The following is a 22321-nucleotide window of genomic DNA, read 5'->3' on the forward strand; positions in this document are numbered from 1 at the left end:
TGTTCCCGCACGATACAAGAAGGGTCACCAGTAAAGGTGAAGCACTACTATATGGAGTCGACCAATCGCTGCTTGAGCTGAAGTACACATTGCTTGTGCAACTGACAAACCCGGGATTCGGTTAATCCCAGCACCAGCGCGATCTCTTTCATGTTGAGCTCTTGCTGGTAATAGAGGGAAAGCAATAACTGCTCGCGTTTATCCAGAGTGGCCAACACCTTGCTGATGGTCATCGCCATATCGACATCATCAGATTCGGTGGTCGGGGCTTTACCGCCATTCTCCAGCCACTCTTCCAGACTCTGCAGCGCTTCAGCCTGGCTGGCGTAGGACAACTGACGCACCTCATCCACCGAACAGTCGAGCGCAGTAGCAAGTTCTTGCTCTGAGGGGGGGCGCCCCAAACGATTGTGCAGTTCACGCTGCGCCTGATTATGGCCGTGTACCTGCTGTCGCAGTTGGCGGGGTCGCCAGTCCAGACGGCGCAACTCATCGAGCATGGCGCCACGAATCCGTTTGAAGGCATAACTTTCAAACTGGGCATCGGGCTCGCTGCCATAACGGCGCCACGCCTCCAACAATCCCATCATTCCCACCTGCTCCATGTCCTCCTGATCAAAACAGGCACTGACCTGGCTGCGCAGATGGCTGGCGGCTCGCTTCACCAAGGGTAGATAGCGAGCAAGAATAGCGGGCTCTCCCGTGCGAGGAAGTTGCGGAGTATCGGCAAACTCTTGTTGAGCATCCCAAACGGAATCTGTCATATCGTGGCTACTGTACCAGCACCTTGGTGATCAGCACTTCGTCCAGATAGGGCTTGTAGCCATATCCCTGTACCGTAGTGACCAGCTTGTCGCGCAGAGAGACCTGCAACTTGGAAATATTCTGCAGCTCGACTTTTACGTCATCATGGGAGCGGTGGCTAAAATACTGCACCATGGCATTGCGGATCAGTGGCGTCAGTTCATCCAGCTTGGCAACCTGCGCCGGGTTGTAGGTCACCAGTGCCAGCTCCAGCACCAGATAATGGGACTGTTCACCCCCTTCCAGACTGATAACAAAGCGCTCCATCGGCTTGAACAGCGGAGTGCTGCTCAGCTCTGGCTTTGGCTCTGCCAACCCGAGCCAGACTTCGACCACATCGCGTTTAAGCCATGCGCCATAGGCCAGTATGGCCAACAGACACAGAGCCATGACGAATATCATCAACCACTTCATGACACGCCGCATAATGTAAAACCACTCTCACTGTTACGGGTTAAAAATCAGACCAGAGTATTGAGCCAGTCGTGCACCGTATCCCATTGGGAGTCCGGATCATCCTGCCACTGGCGACGGCCAGCCAGGATCTTCTCCTGTTGCCACCGCTCATGCTGTCCCTGTTCACCGCCTTGCCCCACATTGACCTCGACCCCACCGGCATGATGGGGAGCCAGGCTCATCCGCAAGCGCTCCATCGACTGGATCATCGCATCACGCACCGCCGGATTGGTCACGTTCAACTGGACATTGAGCCGGTCACCATCGAGCTTGACGGTCAACTCCAGTCGCCCCAGCTCTGGCGGGTCCAGCCGGATATGAGCCTGTTTCACCTGTTGATTGACCTGCAGTTCAACCTTGTCCTGAAGCAGGTTAACCAGCTGCTGTCCCCATTGGCTCTGGTTGTCTGACAACCGGACAGGAGCCCACTGATAGTCGGCAGGACGCGGCGGTACAGCAGCGAGTTGTCCGACAGCCAGCTGGCGAGCATCTGGCAGCCTGCTTTCTACGACAGCGGTATCAGATACACTTCCAGCATCAAAACCGGCAGCCATAACAGGCAAGGTGAAGCGGCCGGGCAATACACCGGTTTGTCCATTTGATTTGGCAAGCAACGTAGAGAGCGCCTGTTCCGCAGCAGCAGAGACCGTTTCACGACGCGGCATCACCTCTTGCTCGGGCAGCGTGGTCGCACTCCCCATCAAGGCACGAAGAGAGGGCGGCAATTTGTTATCCACCACCGGCTGGCAACTTTTTTCTCTGTCCACTCTGACAAGCTCACCACCACTATGACTCTCGCCTCTGGCTTGAACGTTGCTTAAACGAAAACCATCAAGATCGGCATCACTCACTCTGACAAAGAGAGGAGGCATATTGGTAAACGCTTGCAGCTGTTCAGCCGGGTCGTCTTCCGCCCCCGGCTGTTCTCTCTCTTTTTCCTCTACCGCAACATCGCTGGCAGCCAGCTCGGGCAAGGGCAACGCAAGCAGAGGGTCAACCGCCTCATCCAGCGGTTGATACAGCTCACCTTCACTGCCGGCTTGGCCGGACAAACGGTTCAAGGCCGTGACATCCGGCGAATTCACCGCATCAAAACCGCTAAATTGAATCAATCCCATTGCTCTATCTCACCGTAAGCAGTCAAGCCTTCACGAATCGAAGAAAGCTGCTGCCACTCCTGTTTACGAATCAAGGTCTCCTGCTCGCAAAGCTGCAATGCTTGTCGATACAACACCCGGGCTTTATCTCTTGCTGGTTGCAACGCAGCCCAGAGTTGGGGATTCCGGCTAACTTGAGAGACAAATTGCGCGAAGCGTCCATCGGTTAGCCTGACGGCTTCCCACTGACCAGCTTGCGCTTGTTGCAGCAATAGCGTACCCAACCCCAATAACTGGCGCTGGCGTGTCTGCAGTTCGGTCTCACGTAACACGGGCGCAATACCTGACATGACGAGCCCCAAAAAGAAGATGAACCAGCCCACAAGCAAGGAGTGGGCCAGACCGATAACCGAGAAATTTCAATATGTTGGGCGTGAGGAAAAACAGAGGGGAAGGAAGTACTACTTCCGTATTAACGAGGATGACGCGCCATTGCTTCCCAACCCTCTTTCAGCTCTTGCAGAATTTTGCGTACTTCGGCAAATCCCTCAACACTGTTGGATACGCTGGTCTCGAACAGTTTCTGACCACAGTAGTCATAAAGACGATGCAGGTTAACCGCCAGCTCGCCCCCCTTATTCATATCAAGCGCACTGTCCAGCCCACCCAGGATCTGCAGACACTTGTTGATGGCCAACCCTTTGCGCTCAAACTGTTTCGCCAAGATATGCCCTTCTGCTCTGGCTATCTCGTCAAGCAAGCCATCCATCAACATCAGTACCAGCTGATATGGATCGGCACTCGCGGCCTTGGCTTCTGTGGCGGCAAATCGATAGGCATCATAGCCATCTTCAGATTCAAACATGGGTCACTCGCTATTGCAGGTTCAAACCAGTTCATCCAGGGGAAAAGCTTAAAGTGCTCCCATGGTCTGCATCATCTGGTTCATGGTGGTGAATTGATTGAGGTAACGCTTGTAAACAGACTCCATCCGTTTATTCAGCGACTCCATCTTATCATCAAGTCGCTTTTGATTGGCTTCCAATGTGCTCTTGCGAGTGGCCATCACACCATTGGTCTTGGAGAAAGGATCGAGCACCTTGCTCATCCGTTTGAGCAAACCATCATCCCCCATCAGCGCCTTGCCCAGCAGTTCAGGGTCCTTCTCGAGCGACTTTTTGAAATCCGAGTCACTAAACACCAGCTTGCCCGACTTCTCGGTTTTGATGCCAAGCTGAGTCAGGGTCATGCCTGCGGGCAGATTGCGAACCGCATTGGCCAGCGTACCTTTCAAACCTCGCACAGTGGCATCAGACGCCAGTACGCCTTTTGCCTTGATATTGGTGGACGTCTCTTTGTTCAGCAGCTCGAGCAACTCGTTGTAGCTATCAACAAATTTCTTCAATGAACCAGTGACGGCTTCATTGTCATAAGCCACTGTCACCTGCATCGGGCCATCGGTTGACTTTTGCACCCTGGTGAGCTCAAGCGTCAGCCCTTCGACCACGTTTTCAATCTTGTTGGTCGGCGACTTGATCTCCAGTGCGCCGTCGCCAACCCCCATCTTGATGATGGAGTCCTGACCCGGGGTGATCACCTTGCCGGCGAGAAAAGCCTTGCCGAAATCTGACGCTGAATCGCCATCATAGGTGGGGGTAAACACCTTGGCAGCCCCGCTCTCTTTACTGGTCAGCACCAGGTTAACCTTGCCATCCGTGCGAACCAGGCTGGCCTTGACCCCCGGATTATCCGCCGCATCATTGATGGCAGAGACCAGACTCTGGGCAGTCGCCCCCGCGGGCAAGGTCGCCAAATCGATAGCAAACGCCTTGCCATCGACGGTAAATGATACTTTGCCGGAGGTTGGCAATGGTGCTTTCTCATCCGCCAGTTGCACCCCGAACTGATGGGCCTGTGCCAACTGATTGACCTGAAAGTTATACTGTCCCGGGGTCGCCTTGCCATTGCTGGTGACCGTCATGATCCCCTCTTGCGAGAGGCTGGCTTTCTGGGCTTGCAACGTGGCCGGCTTGTTCAGATCTTTCAGCAGAGTCTGAAAACTGGAGAGTTTGGAGTTGATAGATGACAGCGAACTCTGCTGCGCCTTGACCGTGGCAAGCTGCCCCTTGAGCAGCTGGTCCATATTCTTGCGCTCATTGGCCACCATTTGCATCGCGGCTGAAGCGGGATCGACCTGCATATATCAACTCCTTCGGTATCAGGGCAAGACTTGCTTGTTGAAAAAGGCTGTTACACCAGCACTTTTCAACCGGCAAGGGGAAGAAAAGAGGCCGCCACACAGGTAGCGGCCCTTATAGCGATTAACGCAGCAGCATGGTAACCATGCCGGTCATCTCGTTGGACTTGCCCAGTACGGACATACCAGCTTGCATCAGCATCTGGTTTTTGGCCATGTTGGTGCTTTCGGTAGCGATATCGGCGTCCATGATACGGCCCTTGGCGATATCAGTGTTCTCTTTCATGTTGGAGAGGTTGTTAACAGTGTGCTCCAGACGGTTGATATTGGCACCGAAAGCGGAGCGTACGCTGGTGATATCCTGCATAAACTCTTCCATCTTGCCCATAGCATACTGGGCTGAAGCAGCGCTCAGACCGACTTCCAACACGTTAGAATCCAGACCGCTACCAACAGTCATGGCATCTTTAACCTTTGCCTTCAAGCCATCGTCATAAGCCTCTTGGGCCTTAGCCATAGTCTCTACGGCGGTGTCATAGGCTTTCTGTTCTGCCACTGTTGGCTTTCCAGTAAGCGCTTTATAGGTATCTTCAGCTGTTTTGAACGCATCTTTTGCGTTCTTCAAGGTCTCAGCACCAGAGCCGGCCTTGGCCTCATCCTGATACTCTTTAAGAGCCTTGAGGTTTGCCTCCCCGGTCACTTTGCCTCCGGCAGTGCCCACTACCTTACCCAGCACTTCCTTCACATCCAACGCCAAAGTCTCGCTGCTGGTGTTACCGATCTGGAAGGTCACTTCACCCTTGGCAAACTTGCCATTAGTTTTATCAAGCAAGTTTTCACCACCGAAGGTAGTGTTGCTGGCGATATTTTTCAGCTCTTTGGTCAGTTCGCCAAACTCGGCGTTCAAGGCTGCGATATCTTTGTCGCTGCTGGTGCCGTTGGCAGCCTGGGTAGCCAGATCCTTCATGCGCTGAACGATATTGGTCATCTCGTCCATGGCGCCTTCGGCGGTCTGCATCATGGAGATGGCATCCTGGGCGTTGCGCATGCCCATTTTCTGACCGTTTGACTGGGATTGCAGACGGGTGGCGATTTGCAGGCCAGCGGCATCGTCAGCGGCAGAGTTGATGCGCAGACCGGTACCCAGACGCTGCATGGCATTGCTTGCCATTTTGTTGGTGGAGTTCAGCTGGTTCTGGGTGACCATGTTGGCAAAGTTGGTATGAATTGACAGACTCATTTTCGTTTCCTCGAAATGGATGCTGCCACAGGCAGCGTTTGGGTTGACCCCAATGAAGAACGACCACAGCGTCGTGAAAATTAAATCTTTTTTTGCTGAACAGCAGTTTCTCTTGGCCCCCCGTTTGGATGCGAAACAGTGGGCCCGCGAGCAGACAGCGCCATCACTGGCACAAGAGGGCATCACAGAGATAAAAAAACCGCACAAGTCAGCTTGTGCGGTTTTTTACGAGGAGACAGGTCAGCGTTATCAGGTGAGTAACGCAACCACCCCTTGACGAGTGACATTGGCCTGCGCCAGCAGACCTGACATGGTGCCCATATAGCCGCCTTGTGAGAGGCGGGCGGCCAGAGAGGATTGCAACTGTGCCAGCTCCTCCTGTTTCAGGTTCTGACTGCGAGCCTTGACCTTGTCCAGTTGCAGCACCATCTTCTGGCGAAACTGTTTCAACTCACGTACCGATTGCTCAATCTCGCCAAGCACTTTTTGCAGCCGCTGCCGTTCCTGACGAATTTCCCCTTTGGCAACCCCATCTGCCATGCGGGTCAGCGTTCCGGCCTTGGGCTTGAACTGCACCGGGATCGGGTTGCCTGCCGGGATACGAATCCCCTCCCCCCGGATCAGCACTGGCTCATCCAGTTTGCGGCGATGGGGTTCAGCAACGGAGAGTTCCAGCTTGCCCAGTTCATTCAATCTGGCCTGGATATGCTCTTTACGCAGCGCCCGATCGAGCATGGTGACAACCTCACCCTCTCGCGCTCCGGCCGGAATTGTCACCTCCACCGCACTGTTACTCTGGGGAAACGAGAACACCAGCCGCTCAGTGCTATTTTTGGCACTGAGCAGATCGAGATGCTCGGCACTGAAGCGGGGACGCAGTTCCTGAGCCGATGCGATGAGTCTGGGTTTGAGCTCGTCCGTCAAAGGCCCTCTTGGTTGGGTGACTTTCTCTTCCAGCATTTTTAAGCGATTGGTCACGTCACTGCTGGCCAGCTCGCGCTGACCCAGTTGGCGTTCGAGCCGCTTCAATTCCCCCCAAACCAGATTAAGCGCCTGTTCGCCGCTCTGGGCATGGGCAATGCGCTGTTGCGCAGCACCGATCAGGGCCCATCTATCCATCCGAATAATATTGGGGTGGCGCTCGTTCTGCTTTCGATTTTCCGGAGTGTGAGCCTGTGCAGTTGCGCGGCCCTGCAACTTGGGCTTTGCCTGCGCCTCGGCAACGCCCCCAAGACGGGTTTGCTGGATCTGCATCATGACTCCTTCACTCGTTACGGCATGTAGTTGAACAGGCTAAGGCCATTAACCTTGGCAAAAGCTTGCTGCTGCACCTGCAATGCCATCAGGACATGGGCCTGTCGGGTCGCGGCCTCGGCATAATCCAGCGACTCTATCTGGTTGCTCACTTCCTTGCTATAGACCCCTTTCTCGGCATGGCTCTCGTCAATCTGATCCAGCAGATTGATCCGGGCACCAATCGTGCTCACCGCCTGGCTGATACTATCTTGCAGCGTCTGGCTGCGGCCGAGCATGGCTCGGGCTTGATCGACGGCGTCAGGTGCTGCGTCATTAATTGCCGTCACCATGCTATCGAGTCGTTTGAAAAAATCGTCAGGCTTCAGAAACAGCTGGTCAGCAGTCTGGTTCAAGCCCACAGTGACGCCGTTTGCAATACTGACCTCACGCACCAGATTGTCCCCCTGGTAGCTGTAGTCACCACTCGCCTGCTTTACCAATGCAGTCTGATCAACCTTGCTACCGGTAAAGAGGCTGGAGCCACTCTCGTTACGCGCATTGGCCAGATCCAGCAGACCATCCTTGATAATGGCGACCTCGCTGGCTACCGCTTTACGATCCGCATCCGACAAAGAGCCTGTTGCAGCTGTCTGGGTCAACTCCCGCAACCGCATCAGCATGTTGGTCATGGTTTCAAACTGAAGCTCCCCTTGAGAGAGCTGGCTCTTGGCGTTGGCAATATTTTTCTGGTACTGCGCCATCGCCACCTGCTCTTTCTGCAAGCCCAGCAGTTGCACACTACCAACAGGATCATCAGAGGGCTGAAGAATGCGTTTTTGCGTGGAGATTTGGCGATCAAGCCGGGCATATTCACCGAAGCCATGCTGCAAATTGTCTAGCATGCTGAGCTGGATCTGGTTGGTACTGATGCGCATGGTCACCCTCCTCAGAACATATTCAGAATGGAATTGAAGAGTTGTTCCGAGGTGCTGATCACCTTGGCATTGGCCTGATAAGCCTTGGTGTAAGCCATCACTTTCACCCCTTCCTCATCGGTATTCACCCCGCTGACACTGCTCAGCTTGGCCGCCATCTGTTTTTCCATATTGGCATCGGCCTGCATGCTCGCTTTCGCCTGCCCGCTCTGCACCGCCATCTTGCCAAGCAGGGCACTATAGGCATCGTATTGGCCATTTTTTATCGTCAGCAGGTCCTGCAAGTTGCGGTTATCGCCCTTGCCGCCACCGGCCTTGGCAAAAGCCAGGTCGTCTCCGGTAAAACCATCAGCCACACGCAATGTTCCAGCTGGATTTAGCTTGTCATAGGTAAACATTTTTTTGCTGGCTGGCTTACCGGCTTCACCATTCCCATTAAGGTCAACCCCACCACTCTGCTTTGCATTGAATTCATCAGCAAGTTTGCTTGCAATTTGATTCAACGCCTCTCTGGTCGGCCGCAATACTGTGGTGCGATAATCCATCACACCCGCCAGCGAACCACCATGCAATTTAGGAACTTCAAACGTCTGCCCACCGAAAGCGAGGCTGAGTTTATCGCCAGCAAGCGCGAGAGTACTGCTGCTCCCCCCCAACACCAGCGGCTGTCCTTGCGGCAGGCTGATCGCGAAAGCGCCGTCACTCTGACGATTAACCCGCACTTCCATATAGGTCGACAACTCACGAACAACCTGTTCGCGACTATCTTCCAGCGCTGAGGTATTGACTCCCTTGGCGGCTTGATCGCCAATCTGGACATTCAATTCGGCCAGTTGTGACAGGTAGCTGTTCACTTGGGAAACCGTGCTGCTCAACTGATCGTCGATCTGTTTTTCCTGGGTGACCAGGCTCTCGTCCAGCTGGGTAAAGCGGTTGGCGAGGGCCCCAGCCGAGCTGACGATCTGGCTGCGCTGTGCCGGGGTTTCCGGACTGTCGAGCGCAGCACTGAGCGAGGCAAAAAAGCTGTCGAGCCCTTTTGCGATATTCATCGACTCACTGCCCAGCAACTGCTCTGTCGTATTGATGTATTGATGAAAGGAATAAGAAGAACCGGTGGCCGAACGGCTACGCCAGTGTTGAGCAACCAGATAGTCATCCGTTACCCTGCGTACCCCTGTCACCTCGACACCGGCACCATTATCCAACCGCCCGAAACCGGACAGACTGCCCATCATGGCTTCCTGACGGCTATACCCTATGGTATTGACGTTCGCGATATTCTGGGCGGTCAGGTTCAATGCAATCTGGGCTGCATTTAGTCCGCTGGCGCCGATATTGAGCAGTGACATCAGTCAACCTTCTTCATTTTTGCCGAGTTGAGAGGCTGGCTGAACGCAGCCAGGGTCTGCTGCTCTGAAGCGACCACCCCGTCCGGATTCTTTAATGACGGAGCCAGCTGGTTGACCATCTGCTCCCGCAGACCGATGCCACCTCGCTTGACCATGCTCATCGCCAACTGGCTGTCATACATATCACGATAAAGGGATTGCCCCTTGATGATCTTGTCGTCCTCATCCTGCAGGGCATCCGTCGCCGAGCGCATATGTTTGAGCACGGTTTGCAAAAAACTGACTTCAAACTGACCGGCTGCAGCATCCAGCGCGGCACGCTGATCCGGGTTGCTTTTGATTTGCTGCAATTCATTGAGATCCTGATAAAAACCGGGATCCGAGCTAATTCTTGTCATGATAGTCCTTAGATAACCACCAGCTCACCCTCAAGGGCGCCAGCCTCATTGAGCGCTTGCAAGATGGCCATGACATCATCGGGGGTTGCCCCGAGTGAATTGACAGCCTTGACGATCACTTCCAAGGAAGTGCCATCCGGCCAGACAAACATGTTGTTACGTTCCCGATCGACCTGGATCTTGGAATTGGGGGTCGTCGTGGTCTGCCCGTTGGAGAAGGCGTTGGGCTGACTGACCGTCTGACTCTCGCCAATCGTCACCGTCAGACTGCCATGACTGACGGCAGCTTTGTGAACCTTGACCCCCTGCCCCATCACCACAGTGCCAGTTCGGCTGTTGAAGACCACTTTCGGCCGTTCCTGACCCGGATCCACCTTGATATCTTCCAACAGAGCCATAAACGCGATGCGCTGGCTCTCGTCCCTGGGGGCTGCAACCTGAATCCGCCCGGCGCTCACCGCTCGGGCAACCGGCCCCAGCTGATGGTTGATGGCTCGCTCCACATTGCGCGCGGTCTTGAAGTTGGGTTGATGCAGATTGAGGGTCACTTCCGGCTTTTCGGCAAAATTGCTGACAACCTCTCGTTCGATGGTGGCGCCGTTGGGAATAATCCCGGCTGTCGGCACGTTAATCGTGACCGATGAACCTGATTGCCCTTCCGCTTTCACACCGGCGACAACCAGATTGCCCTGCGCCACGGCATAGACTTCACCGTCGATACCACGCAGGGGGGTCAGCAGCAGAGAACCGCCACGCAGACTCTTGGCATCACCAATGGAAGTCACGGTCACATCGAGCAACTGCCCCTTGCCAGCCAAAGCGGGTAGCGTGGCCTGGACCGAAACGGCTGCCACGTTCTTGAGCTTGGGATCGAGATCGTCCGGTAACTGCACACCAAACTGTTTGAGCATGTTGGCCATGGATTGGCCGGTAAATTTGACCTGGCTTTTGTCACCGGTCCCGGAGAGACCAACCACCAGACCATAACCTACCAGCTGGTTGGTTCTCAGCCCCTGTACATCGGCAATATCCAGCAAGGCTCGTTTGGCCGGTGCGGCAGCCTGACTCACCCAGGGCATGCTGAGACACAGCAGGGCGATAAACCATCTGTTCATGTGATTCCTCAAAATGGCGCAAACGCCGAGCTAAAGAAGCGGCCCAGCCACCCCATCTGGTTACTGTCGGCGAGGGCACCACGACCGGCATAGGTGATGCGGGCATCGGCAATGCGCTGGGACGAGATACGGTTACTCTGGTCAATATCTTCAACCCGAACCATGCCGCCCAAGCGGATATATTCATCCCCCTGATTGAGGCGGATCCACTTTTCACCGCGGATCCCCAACACACCGTTGGGCATCACTTCTGCCACGGTCACGGTAATGGAACCTGCCAGGGTATTCTGCTGACTGGAGGTCGCTCCGCCATCAAAATCCCGATCCGCACTGAGGGCGGCCCCCCAGTCGGGGCGCAGTTTACCGCCAATAGAGGGGGCCGGCACATTCATGCTGCTGTTTTTGCTCATGCTGGTATTGGCTTTCTTGCTCGACTGGGTACGCTCTTCCAGCACCACGGTGAGAATGTCACCAACACGGTAAGCTCGCCGATCCTGAAACAGGGTCATCATGTAGTTGCCACGATAGAGGCCACCATCTTCGCTCTGCGCAGCCGCGGTCACCTTGGGACGGGATGGAGCCCATTTCTCGTCACCCGGCTCGGGCGCCTGCAGCTCATAGGTGGCACAGCCGCCCAACAGCAATACCAACCAGATATAACGCAGCATCGACTTCATCATTACAGAGCCTGAGTGACAAACTTGAGCATCTGATCGGCGGAAGAGACCACCTTGGCATTCATCTCGTAAGCCCGCTGGGTCGTGATCATGTCGACCATCTCCTCAACCACGTTCACGTTGGAACTCTCCAGCGTGAATTGCTTGACGGCCCCCATCGCCTCTTCACCCGGTACACCTTCAATGGGCTCACCGGATGCACCGGTTGCACGGTATAGGTTGCCACCGAGCGCTTCCAGACCTGCCGGGTTGGCGAAATTGGTCAGGGTGATACGGCCCAGCTCGACACTCTCTTGCTGACCCGGCAAAGATGCACTGACGGTACCATCCGTACCAATGGAGATCTTGGTAGCGTTATCGGGGATCTGGATCTGCGGCACCATGGGCAAACCATCCGCGTTAACCAGTTGCCCCTCGGCATTGCGATGCCATTGACCATTGCGGGTATAGGCCGTCTCGCCATCTGGGCGCTCAACCCCGAAGAAACCGGCACCGACCACCGCCATATCCAGCTCCTGATTGGTATTCTGGAATTGGCCGGAGGTGAAGACCTTCTGGGTACCCACTACCCGCACACCATTACCCATCTGAATACCGATAGGAGCCAGATTCTGCTGATCTTGCTGAGCACCCGGCTGGCGCTGCACCTGATAGAAAAGATCTTCAAACGCTACTCGATCGCGCTTGAAGCCGACCGTGTTCACGTTAGCCAGGTTGTTGGAGATACTGGACATCTTGGCATCTTGTGCCGACAGACCTGTTTTACTGACCCATAATGCTGCGTGCATTGTTATTCCACCTTGTTCATCAAGCCTCATCCACTGGGATGTGACAAGGCATCGGGTATCTGCCCGATGCCGTCAAAATCAACCCTGACCGGAAATCAATTTGGCCCCTTGACGAGCCTGATCATCCGCCGCTTTCATCAACTTGACCTGCAGTTCGAAATTGCGGGTCAATGACATACTGCTGACCAGCTCATCCACGGCATTGACGTTGGCCCCTTCCAAAAAGCCGGATGCCATCACCACCTGCTCGCTGCTTTCGGCATCCCCCCCCTGGCGCATCCGGAACAGACCGTCATGACCTTTGACCAATTCGGCTAGCTCTGGATTGACCAGCTTCAGGCGGCCTACATCAAGCCGGGCGCCACCACCCGGAGGAGTGATGCTCAGGGTGCCATCCTTGCCGAAACTGATGTCACGATAAGCGGGCAGCACCAGCTCGCCCCCCTCCCCCAGCACCGGCCGGCCATTGAGGGTCAACAGCCCGTCGGCATCGGCCTCCAGGTTACCAGCACGGGTATAGGCCTCTTTGCCATCAGGCGTCTGCACCGCCAGAAAACCCTCGCCACGAATCGCCACATCCAGCTTGCGACCCGTCTGCATCAGAGGGCCTGCTTTGAAGTTGGTGCCCGCCATCTCCTCCTTGGCCATCACCCGGCTCTGGTAACCATCGCCCGTCAGGGCATAAGCAGAAACCCGCTCAAAGTCAGCCCGAAAACCGGCGGTATTGACGTTGGCCAGGTTATTGGCCCGGATTTGCTGGGCCATCAGGGTATGTTGCGCCCCGGACATGGCGGTGTAGATAAGCTTTTCCACGGGTTACCCTTAGAAGGAGTTGAACAGAACCTGGGTCATCTTGTCAGCGGAACTGATAGTCTTGGCGTTGGCCTGATAGTTACGCTGGGAAGTCATCAGGCTTACCAGTTCACCGGTCAGATCCACGTTGGAGCTCTCATATGCCCCGGCAGTCAGCTTGCCCATGGTGCCGGTCCCCGGCGCCCCCAGTACCGGCTGGCCGGAACTGAACGACTGTTGCCAGGTGGTGTTGTTGGTCTGCAGCAGACCATTGGGATTGGTGAAGTTTGCCATCACGACCTGGCCCTGCAACAGGCTCTGACCGTTGGTAAAGGTGGCATAGACACCGCCATCGGCATCAACCCGTACACCGGTCAGGTCACCTGCGGTATAACCATTGGACTGGTTGCGGGTAGCGTTGAAGTCGGAGGCATACTGGCTCATCTTGCTGATATCGATGTCTAGCTTGATATCCGCAGCCCCTGGCGCCTGGATGGTTAGTGACGGTGGGGTCTTGAAGTTTGCAAGGGTACCATTTCCACTGAACGTAAGAGTGTCAATGGAGGTATAAGCCACTGGAGACACTGGCGTTTGCTCCTTGCCATTCTTATCAATAACTTTGCCATCAAAGGTACTGTATCGCTCCCAAGTATTGTCGCCAGTTTTAACAAAATACTGGGTCAAGGTATGTTCTGTGCCCAGAGAGTCATAAACCTTGCTGGATTGGGAATAGTTAAAGGTCTCTGACTTTGTCGGGTCGAACTTATTAGCAGCTACCGTCTGATCAATTTTGCTGGCATCCGCTTTGAGATTCGCCACAAACTCCAGTTTGTCGGATGGCTTGGCTGGCAGGCTGCCCGCCTTGACCTGAATATCCCCAACCACACCAGATTGCAGTTTGCCCGCATCATCAGTGGTATAACCCTGCAGACGGGTACCACTCGCCGTGGTCAGGTAGTTACCGCTATCACGCTGGAACATGCCCGCTCTGGTGTAGGAGGTTTGTCCGCTGCCATCTTTCAGCACGAAGAAACCACTGCCAGAAATCGCCAGATCCAACCCGCGCCCGGTGCGCATCACATCACCGTTGCGATCAAAGTTCTGGGAGACGTTGTTCATCTCGACACCGCCAGCCTGACCACCACCATAGATGGCAGCAAACTCGGCACGGCTGGATTTGAAGCCTGCGGTACTGGCGTTAGCAACGTTGTTACTGATAACGCTCAATTCCTGGTTTACGGCACGCAGGCCGCTCAATCCGATACTGAAAGACACAGTGTCGCTCCTCTCTGATTACGCTGATTTGCCGAACTGGATTGCACTGAACAGCGGGACATCGCCCACACCGGCAACCTGCAGCATGATTTCTCCCGTACCGGGCAAAGCAACACGTTCTACCTTGCTCGCTACATAATTTTTGGTCGCCACCAGGGTCTTACCCGCCGAGGCCTTGACCTCAAAGCGGTACTCTCCGGCAGGAAGGGGGGGCAGTTCATAATCCAGCCCGCCCGCCTTGCTCTCACCCCAACTCTTGCTGGCCACCAGCACGCCGTGCTGGTCATACACCTTGAGATCCACTTGCTCCGCCGCACCTTGCAGCTCGATTTGACCGCGGATCTTGTGCTCTTGCTGTTGTTTAAGGCTTTTGCTCGGCACCATGACCTCTTTGTCGACCAAAGCGGTACTCTGCAACACCTGTTGGGTATCCATCTTGGTGTTGCTCTGGAGCTGGAGCTTCTTCAGCCCTTCGACCCCTTCAACCATGCTGAACTGGGCCAGCTGGGCGACATACTGGGCACCATCAAGCGGGTTGGTGGGATCCTGATTCTGGATCTGCGCCACCATCATCTGCAGGAATTCGTTACGCAGTTGCATCCCGCTATTCTGGTTGGCTTGCGTTTCCTGAGCAGCACCGGCGCCATTGCTGGCGATCTTGGGGTCAGCAACAGCCTGACCCGTACCACGCGCCGTATCCAGACTGCTTATCTGTGGCAGACTCATGGGCTTAGGCTCCCTGACCAAGACGCAGCAAACCTTGCTGCATACTGTTGATCCGGTTGATCACCTCTACCGAGGTTTCAAAACCACGAGAGGCACTCATCATGTCCGCCATCTCTTCCACCACGTTGACGTTGGAGTAGTAGACAAAGCCATCCTGATCTGCCATCGGGTTGGTCGGCTCCAGCCGTTTCTCGACCTGACGGTCGGACTGTACGATACCCGCCACTTGCACCGACGCAGCCCCGAGGCCATCGGCATCCTGAATCTTCTGATAGAGAGTGGAAAAAACAGGCTTGATGGCACGAAACGCGGCGTCTTCACTGGCGGCCGCACTATCCACGTTGGCCAGGTTGGAGGCAACGGTATCCAGCCGCACGGTCTGGGCGCGCATGGCACTGCCGGCGATGTCATAAATCTTGTTGAACGACATGGTTAACGGCCCTCGATCGCTTTGGCGATCCCGGTAATCTTCATATTGAGAAAAGTGAGACTGGTCTGAAAATCGGTGGCGTTGTTGGCAAATTTGCCCTGCTCAACCCCCAATTCGGCGGTATTGCCATCCATGGAGACCTGATAAGGAATGCGATAGAGGGGGTGACGCATATCGTCACGCATGGCGCCCTGGCTGATGGCCTGACTCTCCTCGCCCGCAGCAACTTGCTGCGCGACACGGCCCAGAATCGTCTTATAATCGACATCCCGAGCCAGATAGCCCGGTGTATCCACGTTGGCCAGATTTCCCGCCAGAATACGCGCCCGCTCCGCCCTGACATCGAGGGCATAAGGGTGTACGCCGAGGGCGCTGTCAAATGAGATACTCATGCTTCATCCTTTATCGTTCACTCAGACCGGGGTTACCCTTATCAAGACTCATGCCAACCATGAAGATACCTAGTTTCAAGCGGTTACCATGCACCATCCGCCGCAAGCAGATGAGAAATGAGGAAGTGCGACTTCCCGTGTGGAAATGGAGCGGCATCCTCTGGCTACTGCTGAGCGCATTGGCGCACGGTGCCCCGCAGGTGCAAAGCGCCATGCTTGAACAGTTGCTTGAACAAGATGCCCGCCAGAGTCTTGATGACTACATCACCCAACAGGGATGGCCTGCAACCTCAGGGGAATTTCGAGTCTGGCTTGCCCCTTCCGCCGAGCACCTTCCTCCCTGCCCCTCACACTCACTCTCGTTACAAGCAGGTGGTCAGTATCGGCAACCTTGGGGACGACGCCCCTATCTCATCAAATGCACAGATCCCATCTGGCAGGTGCGCGGGCGGGTAGAGGTCTCGTTGCTGTTGCCGGTCTGGGTTGCTGCACGGGATATCGCAAAAGGCCAGGCCATCAGCGCCAGCGATCTGGTGGAGAAAGAGCTGGATGTCAGCCGCATACAGCGCGGGTTTACCCCGAGCAATCACTCCCTGCTGGGCCATAAAAGCAACCGGCATCTGAGAAGCGGGCAACTCATCGGTGAGCTGGACTTACAAAAAAGTTGGGTGGTCAAACAGGGGGAAGGGGTACTGATCCGCGCAGGGAAAGGTGAGTTCTCCGCCACAACCAGAGGGGAGGCCCTCGATAATGGCGCAATAGGCGACGGGATCAGAGTGAAAAATCTTAGCTCTGGCAAAGAGATACAGGCATGGGTGACTGATATAGGGGAAGTTGAAACCCGTTTTTGAACCAAGATCGCAATTTGATTCAAGTTCGACAAGCCTTGGGTCGCTTGTCATAAACAGACCATCAGGAATTTATGTTATGAAAATTACCCGTACTGACTCGCTCTATATTCAAAACCAGCCTGGCCGCAAACCGGATGTAACGACCAAGCCGGAAACCAGGTCTGCACAGTCATCCGAAGCACGGATCAGCAGCACAGCACAGTCAGTAGCCAACGCCCGCAGCCAGCTGGCCACCACATCTGACGTCGACATGGACAAGGTCAACGAGATCCGCAAAGCCATCAGTGAAGGCAAACTGGAGATCGATCTGGATGCGCTGGGTCAGGCCATTCTGGATATGCATCGCCGATGAGCGTGGATACCAAGGCCACCGTCAAGGCATTGATCCTCGGGATCCAGCAGGATTACGGCCACTATACCGAACTCACCGCCCTGTTGCTTCGCCAGCATGCACTGCTGGCAAGCCATGATGTCGATGGTCTGCAAGCCCATAACGAACAGCAGACAACACTGATGAGCAAGGTGACACAACAGGCAAAATTGCGTTGCCAACAGCTGCAAACATTGGGCCTCAAACCCGATGAGAAGGGGATGGCCACCCTGATAGCCAAGCTGCCACTTCCCCTGCGCACCACGGTAGCCAATCAATGGCAACAGCTTGAACAGCTGCTGCACCAGTGTCTGCGCCAGAATGATCTCAATGGCCGCCTGCTGGCAGGCCAGATGGAGACGATTCATTCGCTGTTGGGACAAGATTCAGGCTATCGCGACCCGGACAGCATCACGGATTAACCTTGGTCTTACTCTTTGCGGGTCAGGTGACGCAAACTCGCCAGCTCATCCAGCTGTAGTTGATCCTGCCTTTCCTGCTGCTGGCGAGCAACATCATCACGTCGTGCCAGCAATAGCTCCAGCCCCTTGACCCGCCCGAACTGCCGGACAAGTTCCCCTTCGTGGCGCTCCAGATCCAGTCTGGCCAGCGCAGATTGCTGCACCTGATGGGAGAGCAAACGGCGCAACTGGCCATCCATCTGTTGCTTGTTTTGCCATAGCAAAGGGTGAAACTTGTCGGAACCGGGCCGCAGCGAGGAGATCACTTCCTGCAATTTGTGTGCTCGCTGCTCTTCCCGCAACGCCAGCTCCCGCAAGCGTCGACGCTCGGCGCCAAGATTTTCCAGCTCTTCCTGTTGCAACCCCAGATAAGACTTCAGCATAACGAATCCTTATCCCTGCCCCAGCACCTGCTTGAGACCAACCATCACCTGCTCAAAGGCCATCTCTTCATGCAAGCCTTGCTGCAGAAATGCCGCAATCCCCGGATAACGCTGAACAGCTTCATCCATCTGCGGATCGGCCCCGGGTTGATAACCACCCAGTGGCAGCAGCTCACGCACCTGCTGATAGCGTCCCCACAGCTGGCGCAAGGTAACCGCCAGCTTTTGCCATTCGGCAGGCACGACTTGTGGCATAACCCGACTGACCGAGGCACCGATATCGATGGCGGGATAGTGGCCCTCTTCCGCAAGACGGCGGGTCAGCACGATATGACCATCGAGAATGGCGCGCGCCGCATCGACCACCGGATCCTGCTGGTCATCCCCTTCCGCCAGCACTGTGTAGAACGCACTCAGACTGCCATCCGGATGCGTGCCGTTACCGGCTCGCTCCACCAGCTGGGTCAGCATGCTGAATACCGAGGGTGGATACCCCCTAGTGGCAGGAGGTTCACCGATGGCCAGCGCAATTTCCCGCTGTGCCTGGGCATAGCGGGTCAGCGAATCCATCAGCAGCAGCACATCCTGCCCCTGCTCACGGAAATACTCGGCAATCCGGTGGCATAGCTGGGCCGCTCGCAACCGCATCAGGGGAGATTGATCTGCTGGCGCCGCGATGACCACGGCGCGAGCCAGACCTTCCGCCCCCAGACTGTGTTCGATGAATTCGCGCACTTCACGGCCCCGCTCACCAATCAGTCCCACCACCACAATCTGGGCTGCGGTATTACGGGTCATCATGCCCAGCAACATACTCTTGCCAACCCCCGAGCCGGCGAACAGCCCCAAACGCTGGCCCTTGCCAACCGTCAGCAGGCCATTGATGGCGCGGATACCGACATCCAGCGGTTCACGTACCGGAGTTCGCAATAGCGGATTGGGGGGAAGAGCAAACAGGGGGACACTGTCACCAACGTCGGGTAACGGCTGCCCGTCGAGGGGCTGCAGCAGTCCATCGAGTACCCGCCCCAGCAGATGACTACCAAGCCGAACAGTTTCTTCTCCATCGATCGGTTCGACCTGAGCCCCCGCGAAGAGGCCACTCATCGGCTGCAGCGGCATCAGGTAAGAGATATCCCGGTTAAAACCGACCACCTCGGCCAGCAAGGGGGCGCCACTTGCCGTGCTGACACGACAACGCTGCCCCATCACAAGTTGGCAGCCGACGACTTCCAGAGTCAAACCGGTCACTCGCACCAACCGGCCAAAGCGACGAAATGCGGGTAGCTCATCCAGATTGTCCAGCGCACTGGTCAGTGCCTGCTGCAAGGCTTCATGCATCTTGCGGCACGTCCAGCGAGCTGTTGAGCTGTTCGATGCAGGTTGCCAGGCGGGAGCTGGTGCTTACCTCGACGACGGCAGCGCGCGTTTCGATACGGGCATCGCCTACCCCAAGTGCTGCATCAACTTGCAATGGCCACCCTTCGCAGCGAGTCACCCCCTGCTCGGCGAGTCGCTGTCGGTCTCCCTCATTGAGGTAGATCACCAGCTCTTCCGACCCACTCGGCAAGGTAGCCAACGCCTGCTCGACCTGATTCATCACCTGCTGCGGATTGAGGGTAAACTCCGCCATGATGACTCGCTTGGCCACCTGCGCCACCAGCTGGGCAATCAGCTCTTTCTGCTCGGCCATCCGGGCCCGGCTCAGTGACTCCCACTGCTCTTGCAGCTTGGCAAACGGCACCATTGCCTGTTCGAAGGCGGCTCGCCCCTCCGAAAGGCCCTGAGCAAACCCGCGGGTTTGCCCTTGTTGCAAACCGGTACTCTCGCCTTCCTGCAGGCCGCTGGTCAGCCCTTGCTGATAGCCGGCCTGATAACCTTCGTCATGACCTTGCTCCAGCCCCTGCTGATAGCCGAATTCAAACTGTTCTTGCTGACTCCGGGCCTCTTCCCCACTCTGACCGAGCGCAGGGAAACGATACAGACGGGTCGCCCCAGGCATCAATTTGCGCACATTGTGACTCATGAATGCCTCCTGTTAACTGACGGTGGGCTCTTCGAACAGCTGGAACTCGATCTCGCCCTGCTCCACCAACTCGCGGACCAGTTGCATGACCTCTTCCCTTGCCTGCTCGACCTTGCGCAAAGAGACACTGCCCTGGTTCTGGATCTGATCGTCCAGCGCCTGAGCCATCCGCTTCGGCATGGCACCCAACACCACCTTGCGGAAGCTGGTTTCGGTGTTCTTGAGAGCCAATGCCAGCAATTCGCTGGGCAGCTCCTGCACCAACCGTTGCAAGGTGTCGTCGCTCTGACGGCGCAACGCCATGAAATCGAACATGTTCTTCTCAATTTCAAGCGCCATGTCACCATCGTGTTCCCGCAACAGGGAGAGCATCTGCTCCTTGTCACCCTGATAACGGTTGAGAATATCGGCTACCTGCCGCACCCCGTTTACCTTGGCACCAGATTGATCCGCCACGTAGGTGAGACAGCGATCCAGTGTCAGCCTGAGTTCGCCCAGCACATGTTCACTGACACTGCTGAGACTGGCGACGCGCACCAGCAAATCGTCATGCACCGAGCCGGGCAAGGCATCAAGCACGGCGGACGCAGTCTGGGGCGGCAGGAAGGCCAGCAGCACAGCCTGCATCTGGGGATGCTCGTTGCGGAAGAAACGTGCAAGCACATCGGCAGGTACCCACTGCAGACGCTGGATATCCTGGCTCATCACATCGCCGTACAGACTGTCGAGCAGACTACGGGAGAGTCGTTGCCCCAAAGCAAGATCGAGCGTCTGTTCCAGATACTCCCGTGAAGCGCTGCCAATTCCGCTCTGCTCACGGTAGTGATTGAAGAACTGCTGCAACGTCCACTTTGCCTCCATCGAACTGACGCCAGAGAGAGAGGCCATCTTGGAAATCAAACGCTGCACCTCGTCGCGGGAGAGCTTTTGCATCACCTTGGCCGCAGATTCGGTCCCCATGCTCAGCAACAAGATGGCGGCCTTCTCAAGGTTGTCGATATCGATATCAACGGCACTCTGTGGATTTGACCCCATAGATCCAGACACTTTTTCCCGCTTAGGGTTGTGATACCCGACTGCGCAGAAATTCCCGAGGTGAACGGTATCCCAAGGCGCTGTGCGGGTGGTGTTCGTTATAATGCTCAAACGCGATGGCCAAGTTGCCTACCGCTGTTCGGCTATCTGGTTTCGGCATCATCTCGATATAGTCTCGCTTCATCGTCTTGACGAAGCTCTCCGCTATACCGTTGCTCTGTGGGCTTCTCACCGCAGTCGTTCTGGGCTCCAACCCGATTTCTCGTGCAAACGCGCGGGTCTCATGGGCGCGATACGCCGAGCCATTATCAGTCAGCCACTCCACCGGTGATGCCGGCAACGCATCCCCGAAGCGTCGTTCGACAGACCTCAGCATGACATCTTGCACTGTGTCACTGTCGTAACCCCCGGTACTGGCAGCCCAGTCCAAGGTTTCCCTGTCACAGCAGTCCATGGCGAACGTGACTCGTAGTTTTTCACCGTTATCGCAGCGAAACTCGAAGCCATCTGAGCACCAACGTCGATTGCTCTCTTTGACGGCAACACGCCCCTTATGTGCCTGCTGGGCCAATGGTGCCGCCGGTTTTCTTTCCAGCAGCAGGCCATGATCGCGCATAACGCGATATACCCGTTTGGCGTTTACCACAGGCTGTCGTGTTGCCTCTGACTGACGCCGTAACAGCGCCCAGACTCGGCGATACCCATAGGAGGGAAGCTCAGCCATCGCTTCCATGATCCGGCCAAGTAAGGCAGCATCATCATGCTGGCGATGATGACGACCATCTTGCCAACCTGGTTTTCGATGAACACGAACGGATAGCTGCGCACGCGATACATTAAGGGCCTGGCTCACAGCACTTAATCGTCGTCCCCCGGCAACAAGGGCGCATGCGCAATCCATTTTTTTGCTCGACCATACTCCACGGCTTCTTTGAGGATCTCGTTCTCCATGGTCTTCTTCCCGAGCAGACGCTGGAGCTCTCGGATCTGCTTGATGGCAGCAGCCAACTCGGAGGCTGGAACAACATCCTCACCGGCGGTGATCGCCGTGAGAGACCCTTCCTGGAATTGCTTACGCCATTTGAAAAGCTGGTTGGCGTTGACGTCGTGCAAGCGAGCGACATGAGAGACGGTCATTCCGGGCTCAAAGGTCTGCTGCACGATGGAGATCTTTTCCTGCGGAGTCCGGCGTCGACGGCGCTCAGCCCCTGTTAACACTTCGACCATCTTCTCGTTGCGACTAGTACTGAACATAGTTCCAAGACTACCTCTTAAGTTAAGAGGGGCG

At 55.9% G+C, this 22321-nt stretch carries 28 protein-coding genes; 4 read left to right on the forward strand and 24 right to left on the reverse strand.

The features are described from left to right. Nucleotides 1-47 precede the first annotated feature (47 nt). From lafS to ACTG1K_RS00640, 7 genes are all read right to left on the reverse strand, one after another. Entirely contained in the window at nt 48-764 is a 717-nt protein-coding gene (lafS, locus tag ACTG1K_RS00610) for a lateral flagellar system RNA polymerase sigma factor LafS (RefSeq protein ID WP_026034857.1), read from the reverse strand. A 7-nt stretch (nt 765-771) separates the two neighbouring features. Beyond that, nucleotides 772-1194: a lateral flagellar basal body-associated protein LafF gene (lafF, locus tag ACTG1K_RS00615; RefSeq protein ID WP_269428984.1), complete on the reverse strand. Its 423-nt coding sequence runs from the start codon at nt 1192-1194 to the stop codon at nt 772-774. Nucleotides 1195-1265: 71 nt separating this feature from the next. After that, entirely contained in the window at nt 1266-2378 is a 1113-nt protein-coding gene (locus ACTG1K_RS00620) for a flagellar hook-length control protein FliK (protein WP_279624072.1), read from the reverse strand. Next, a complete protein-coding gene (locus tag ACTG1K_RS00625; protein ID WP_064337608.1) occupies nt 2369-2707 on the reverse strand; it encodes a hypothetical protein in 339 nt (112 codons plus the stop codon). Before ACTG1K_RS00625 ends, ACTG1K_RS00620 begins: the two co-directional genes overlap by 10 nt. Before the next feature lie 122 nt (nt 2708-2829). Next, complete coding sequence (lafC, locus tag ACTG1K_RS00630) at nt 2830-3222, reverse strand: lateral flagellar export chaperone LafC (RefSeq protein ID WP_040068893.1); 393 nt, start codon at nt 3220-3222, stop codon at nt 2830-2832. Nucleotides 3223-3270: 48 nt separating this feature from the next. Next, nucleotides 3271-4557, reverse strand: coding sequence for a lateral flagellar capping protein LafB (gene lafB / locus ACTG1K_RS00635; RefSeq protein WP_279624071.1), 1287 nt, complete (start codon nt 4555-4557; stop codon nt 3271-3273). A 121-nt stretch (nt 4558-4678) separates the two neighbouring features. Then, the gene (locus tag ACTG1K_RS00640; RefSeq protein WP_234924713.1) at nt 4679-5794 is read right to left on the reverse strand and encodes a flagellin N-terminal helical domain-containing protein; all 1116 of its coding nucleotides are present in this window, start codon (nt 5792-5794) and stop codon (nt 4679-4681) included. A 52-nt stretch (nt 5795-5846) separates the two neighbouring features. On the opposite strand from ACTG1K_RS00640, the gene ACTG1K_RS00645 reads away from it, so the two are divergent. Then, on the forward strand, nt 5847-6071 hold the full coding sequence (locus ACTG1K_RS00645; protein WP_201911961.1) for a hypothetical protein: 225 nt from the start codon (nt 5847-5849) through the stop codon (nt 6069-6071). On the opposite strand, the gene ACTG1K_RS00650 is transcribed toward ACTG1K_RS00645, so the two are convergent. From ACTG1K_RS00650 to lfgB, 12 genes are all read right to left on the reverse strand, one after another. Further along, nucleotides 6044-7048, reverse strand: a complete 1005-nt coding sequence (locus ACTG1K_RS00650; RefSeq protein ID WP_440004705.1) for a hypothetical protein — start codon at nt 7046-7048, stop codon at nt 6044-6046. The two genes, ACTG1K_RS00645 and ACTG1K_RS00650, sit on opposite strands and share 28 nt — an antisense overlap. Before the next feature lie 17 nt (nt 7049-7065). Continuing rightward, complete coding sequence (gene lfgL / locus ACTG1K_RS00655; RefSeq protein WP_047438680.1) at nt 7066-7965, reverse strand: lateral flagellar hook-associated protein LfgL; 900 nt, start codon at nt 7963-7965, stop codon at nt 7066-7068. An 11-nt stretch (nt 7966-7976) separates the two neighbouring features. Continuing rightward, complete coding sequence (lfgK, locus tag ACTG1K_RS00660; RefSeq protein ID WP_088868312.1) at nt 7977-9314, reverse strand: lateral flagellar hook-associated protein LfgK; 1338 nt, start codon at nt 9312-9314, stop codon at nt 7977-7979. Beyond that, complete coding sequence (locus tag ACTG1K_RS00665; RefSeq protein WP_005336207.1) at nt 9314-9712, reverse strand: rod-binding protein; 399 nt, start codon at nt 9710-9712, stop codon at nt 9314-9316. The genes lfgK and ACTG1K_RS00665 overlap by 1 nt, the downstream gene beginning before the upstream one ends. 8 nt (nt 9713-9720) lie before the next feature. After that, nucleotides 9721-10827, reverse strand: a complete 1107-nt coding sequence (gene fgIL / locus ACTG1K_RS00670) for a lateral flagellar basal body P-ring FlgIL (RefSeq protein WP_440004706.1) — start codon at nt 10825-10827, stop codon at nt 9721-9723. Between the two features lie 8 nt (nt 10828-10835). After that, complete coding sequence (gene flgH, locus ACTG1K_RS00675; RefSeq protein WP_101529990.1) at nt 10836-11507, reverse strand: flagellar basal body L-ring protein FlgH; 672 nt, start codon at nt 11505-11507, stop codon at nt 10836-10838. Then, nucleotides 11507-12292 (reverse strand): lateral flagellar basal-body rod protein LfgG, encoded by a 786-nt coding sequence (gene lfgG / locus ACTG1K_RS00680; RefSeq protein WP_047438688.1) that lies wholly within the window; start codon nt 12290-12292, stop codon nt 11507-11509. The genes flgH and lfgG overlap by 1 nt, the downstream gene beginning before the upstream one ends. 78 nt (nt 12293-12370) lie before the next feature. Next, entirely contained in the window at nt 12371-13105 is a 735-nt protein-coding gene (lfgF, locus tag ACTG1K_RS00685) for a lateral flagellar basal-body rod protein LfgF (protein WP_425854616.1), read from the reverse strand. Nucleotides 13106-13114: 9 nt separating this feature from the next. Beyond that, complete coding sequence (gene flgEL, locus ACTG1K_RS00690) at nt 13115-14359, reverse strand: lateral flagellar hook protein FlgEL (RefSeq protein ID WP_139440292.1); 1245 nt, start codon at nt 14357-14359, stop codon at nt 13115-13117. 18 nt (nt 14360-14377) lie between these two features. Then, nucleotides 14378-15085 (reverse strand): flagellar hook assembly protein FlgD, encoded by a 708-nt coding sequence (locus ACTG1K_RS00695; RefSeq protein WP_139440293.1) that lies wholly within the window; start codon nt 15083-15085, stop codon nt 14378-14380. Between the two features lie 4 nt (nt 15086-15089). Next, nucleotides 15090-15515: a lateral flagellar basal body rod protein FlgCL gene (gene flgCL / locus ACTG1K_RS00700; protein ID WP_019444815.1), complete on the reverse strand. Its 426-nt coding sequence runs from the start codon at nt 15513-15515 to the stop codon at nt 15090-15092. Between the two features lie 2 nt (nt 15516-15517). Continuing rightward, on the reverse strand, nt 15518-15907 hold the full coding sequence (lfgB, locus tag ACTG1K_RS00705; protein ID WP_019444816.1) for a lateral flagellar basal body rod protein LfgB: 390 nt from the start codon (nt 15905-15907) through the stop codon (nt 15518-15520). A gap of 212 nt (nt 15908-16119) precedes the next feature. On the opposite strand from lfgB, the gene flgA reads away from it, so the two are divergent. From flgA to ACTG1K_RS00720, 3 genes are all read left to right on the forward strand, one after another. Further along, complete coding sequence (gene flgA, locus ACTG1K_RS00710; RefSeq protein ID WP_421285459.1) at nt 16120-16758, forward strand: flagellar basal body P-ring formation chaperone FlgA; 639 nt, start codon at nt 16120-16122, stop codon at nt 16756-16758. Between the two features lie 76 nt (nt 16759-16834). Continuing rightward, nucleotides 16835-17110 (forward strand): flagellar biosynthesis anti-sigma factor FlgM, encoded by a 276-nt coding sequence (gene flgM, locus ACTG1K_RS00715; RefSeq protein WP_005336222.1) that lies wholly within the window; start codon nt 16835-16837, stop codon nt 17108-17110. Further along, nucleotides 17107-17550: a flagellar protein FlgN gene (locus ACTG1K_RS00720; protein WP_421285461.1), complete on the forward strand. Its 444-nt coding sequence runs from the start codon at nt 17107-17109 to the stop codon at nt 17548-17550. Before flgM ends, ACTG1K_RS00720 begins: the two co-directional genes overlap by 4 nt. 8 nt (nt 17551-17558) lie before the next feature. On the opposite strand, the gene lfiJ is transcribed toward ACTG1K_RS00720, so the two are convergent. The 5 genes from lfiJ to ACTG1K_RS00745 all read right to left on the reverse strand — a co-directional run bounded on the left by lfiJ (nt 17559) and on the right by ACTG1K_RS00745 (nt 22260). After that, complete coding sequence (gene lfiJ, locus ACTG1K_RS00725; protein WP_376889418.1) at nt 17559-17972, reverse strand: lateral flagellar protein LfiJ; 414 nt, start codon at nt 17970-17972, stop codon at nt 17559-17561. Nucleotides 17973-17981: 9 nt separating this feature from the next. Beyond that, the gene (gene lfiI / locus ACTG1K_RS00730; protein WP_108614340.1) at nt 17982-19313 is read right to left on the reverse strand and encodes a lateral flagellar FliI-like assembly ATPase LfiI; all 1332 of its coding nucleotides are present in this window, start codon (nt 19311-19313) and stop codon (nt 17982-17984) included. Then, nucleotides 19306-19998, reverse strand: a complete 693-nt coding sequence (lfiH, locus tag ACTG1K_RS00735; RefSeq protein ID WP_118854511.1) for a lateral flagellar assembly protein FliH — start codon at nt 19996-19998, stop codon at nt 19306-19308. Before lfiH ends, lfiI begins: the two co-directional genes overlap by 8 nt. A 12-nt stretch (nt 19999-20010) precedes the next feature. Next, on the reverse strand, nt 20011-21033 hold the full coding sequence (gene fliGL / locus ACTG1K_RS00740; RefSeq protein WP_440004707.1) for a lateral flagellar motor switch protein FliGL: 1023 nt from the start codon (nt 21031-21033) through the stop codon (nt 20011-20013). Between the two features lie 22 nt (nt 21034-21055). Beyond that, a protein-coding gene (locus tag ACTG1K_RS00745; protein WP_139731354.1) for an IS3 family transposase occupies nt 21056-22260 on the reverse strand; the annotation gives its coding sequence in 2 pieces (ribosomal slippage) (nt 21056-21942 and nt 21942-22260; 1206 coding nt in all). Between the last annotated feature and the right edge of the window lie 61 nt (nt 22261-22321).

The sequence above is a fragment of the Aeromonas sp. 102P genome (assembly GCF_051920345.1).
Classification (GTDB): Bacteria; Pseudomonadota; Gammaproteobacteria; order Enterobacterales; family Aeromonadaceae; genus Aeromonas; species Aeromonas veronii.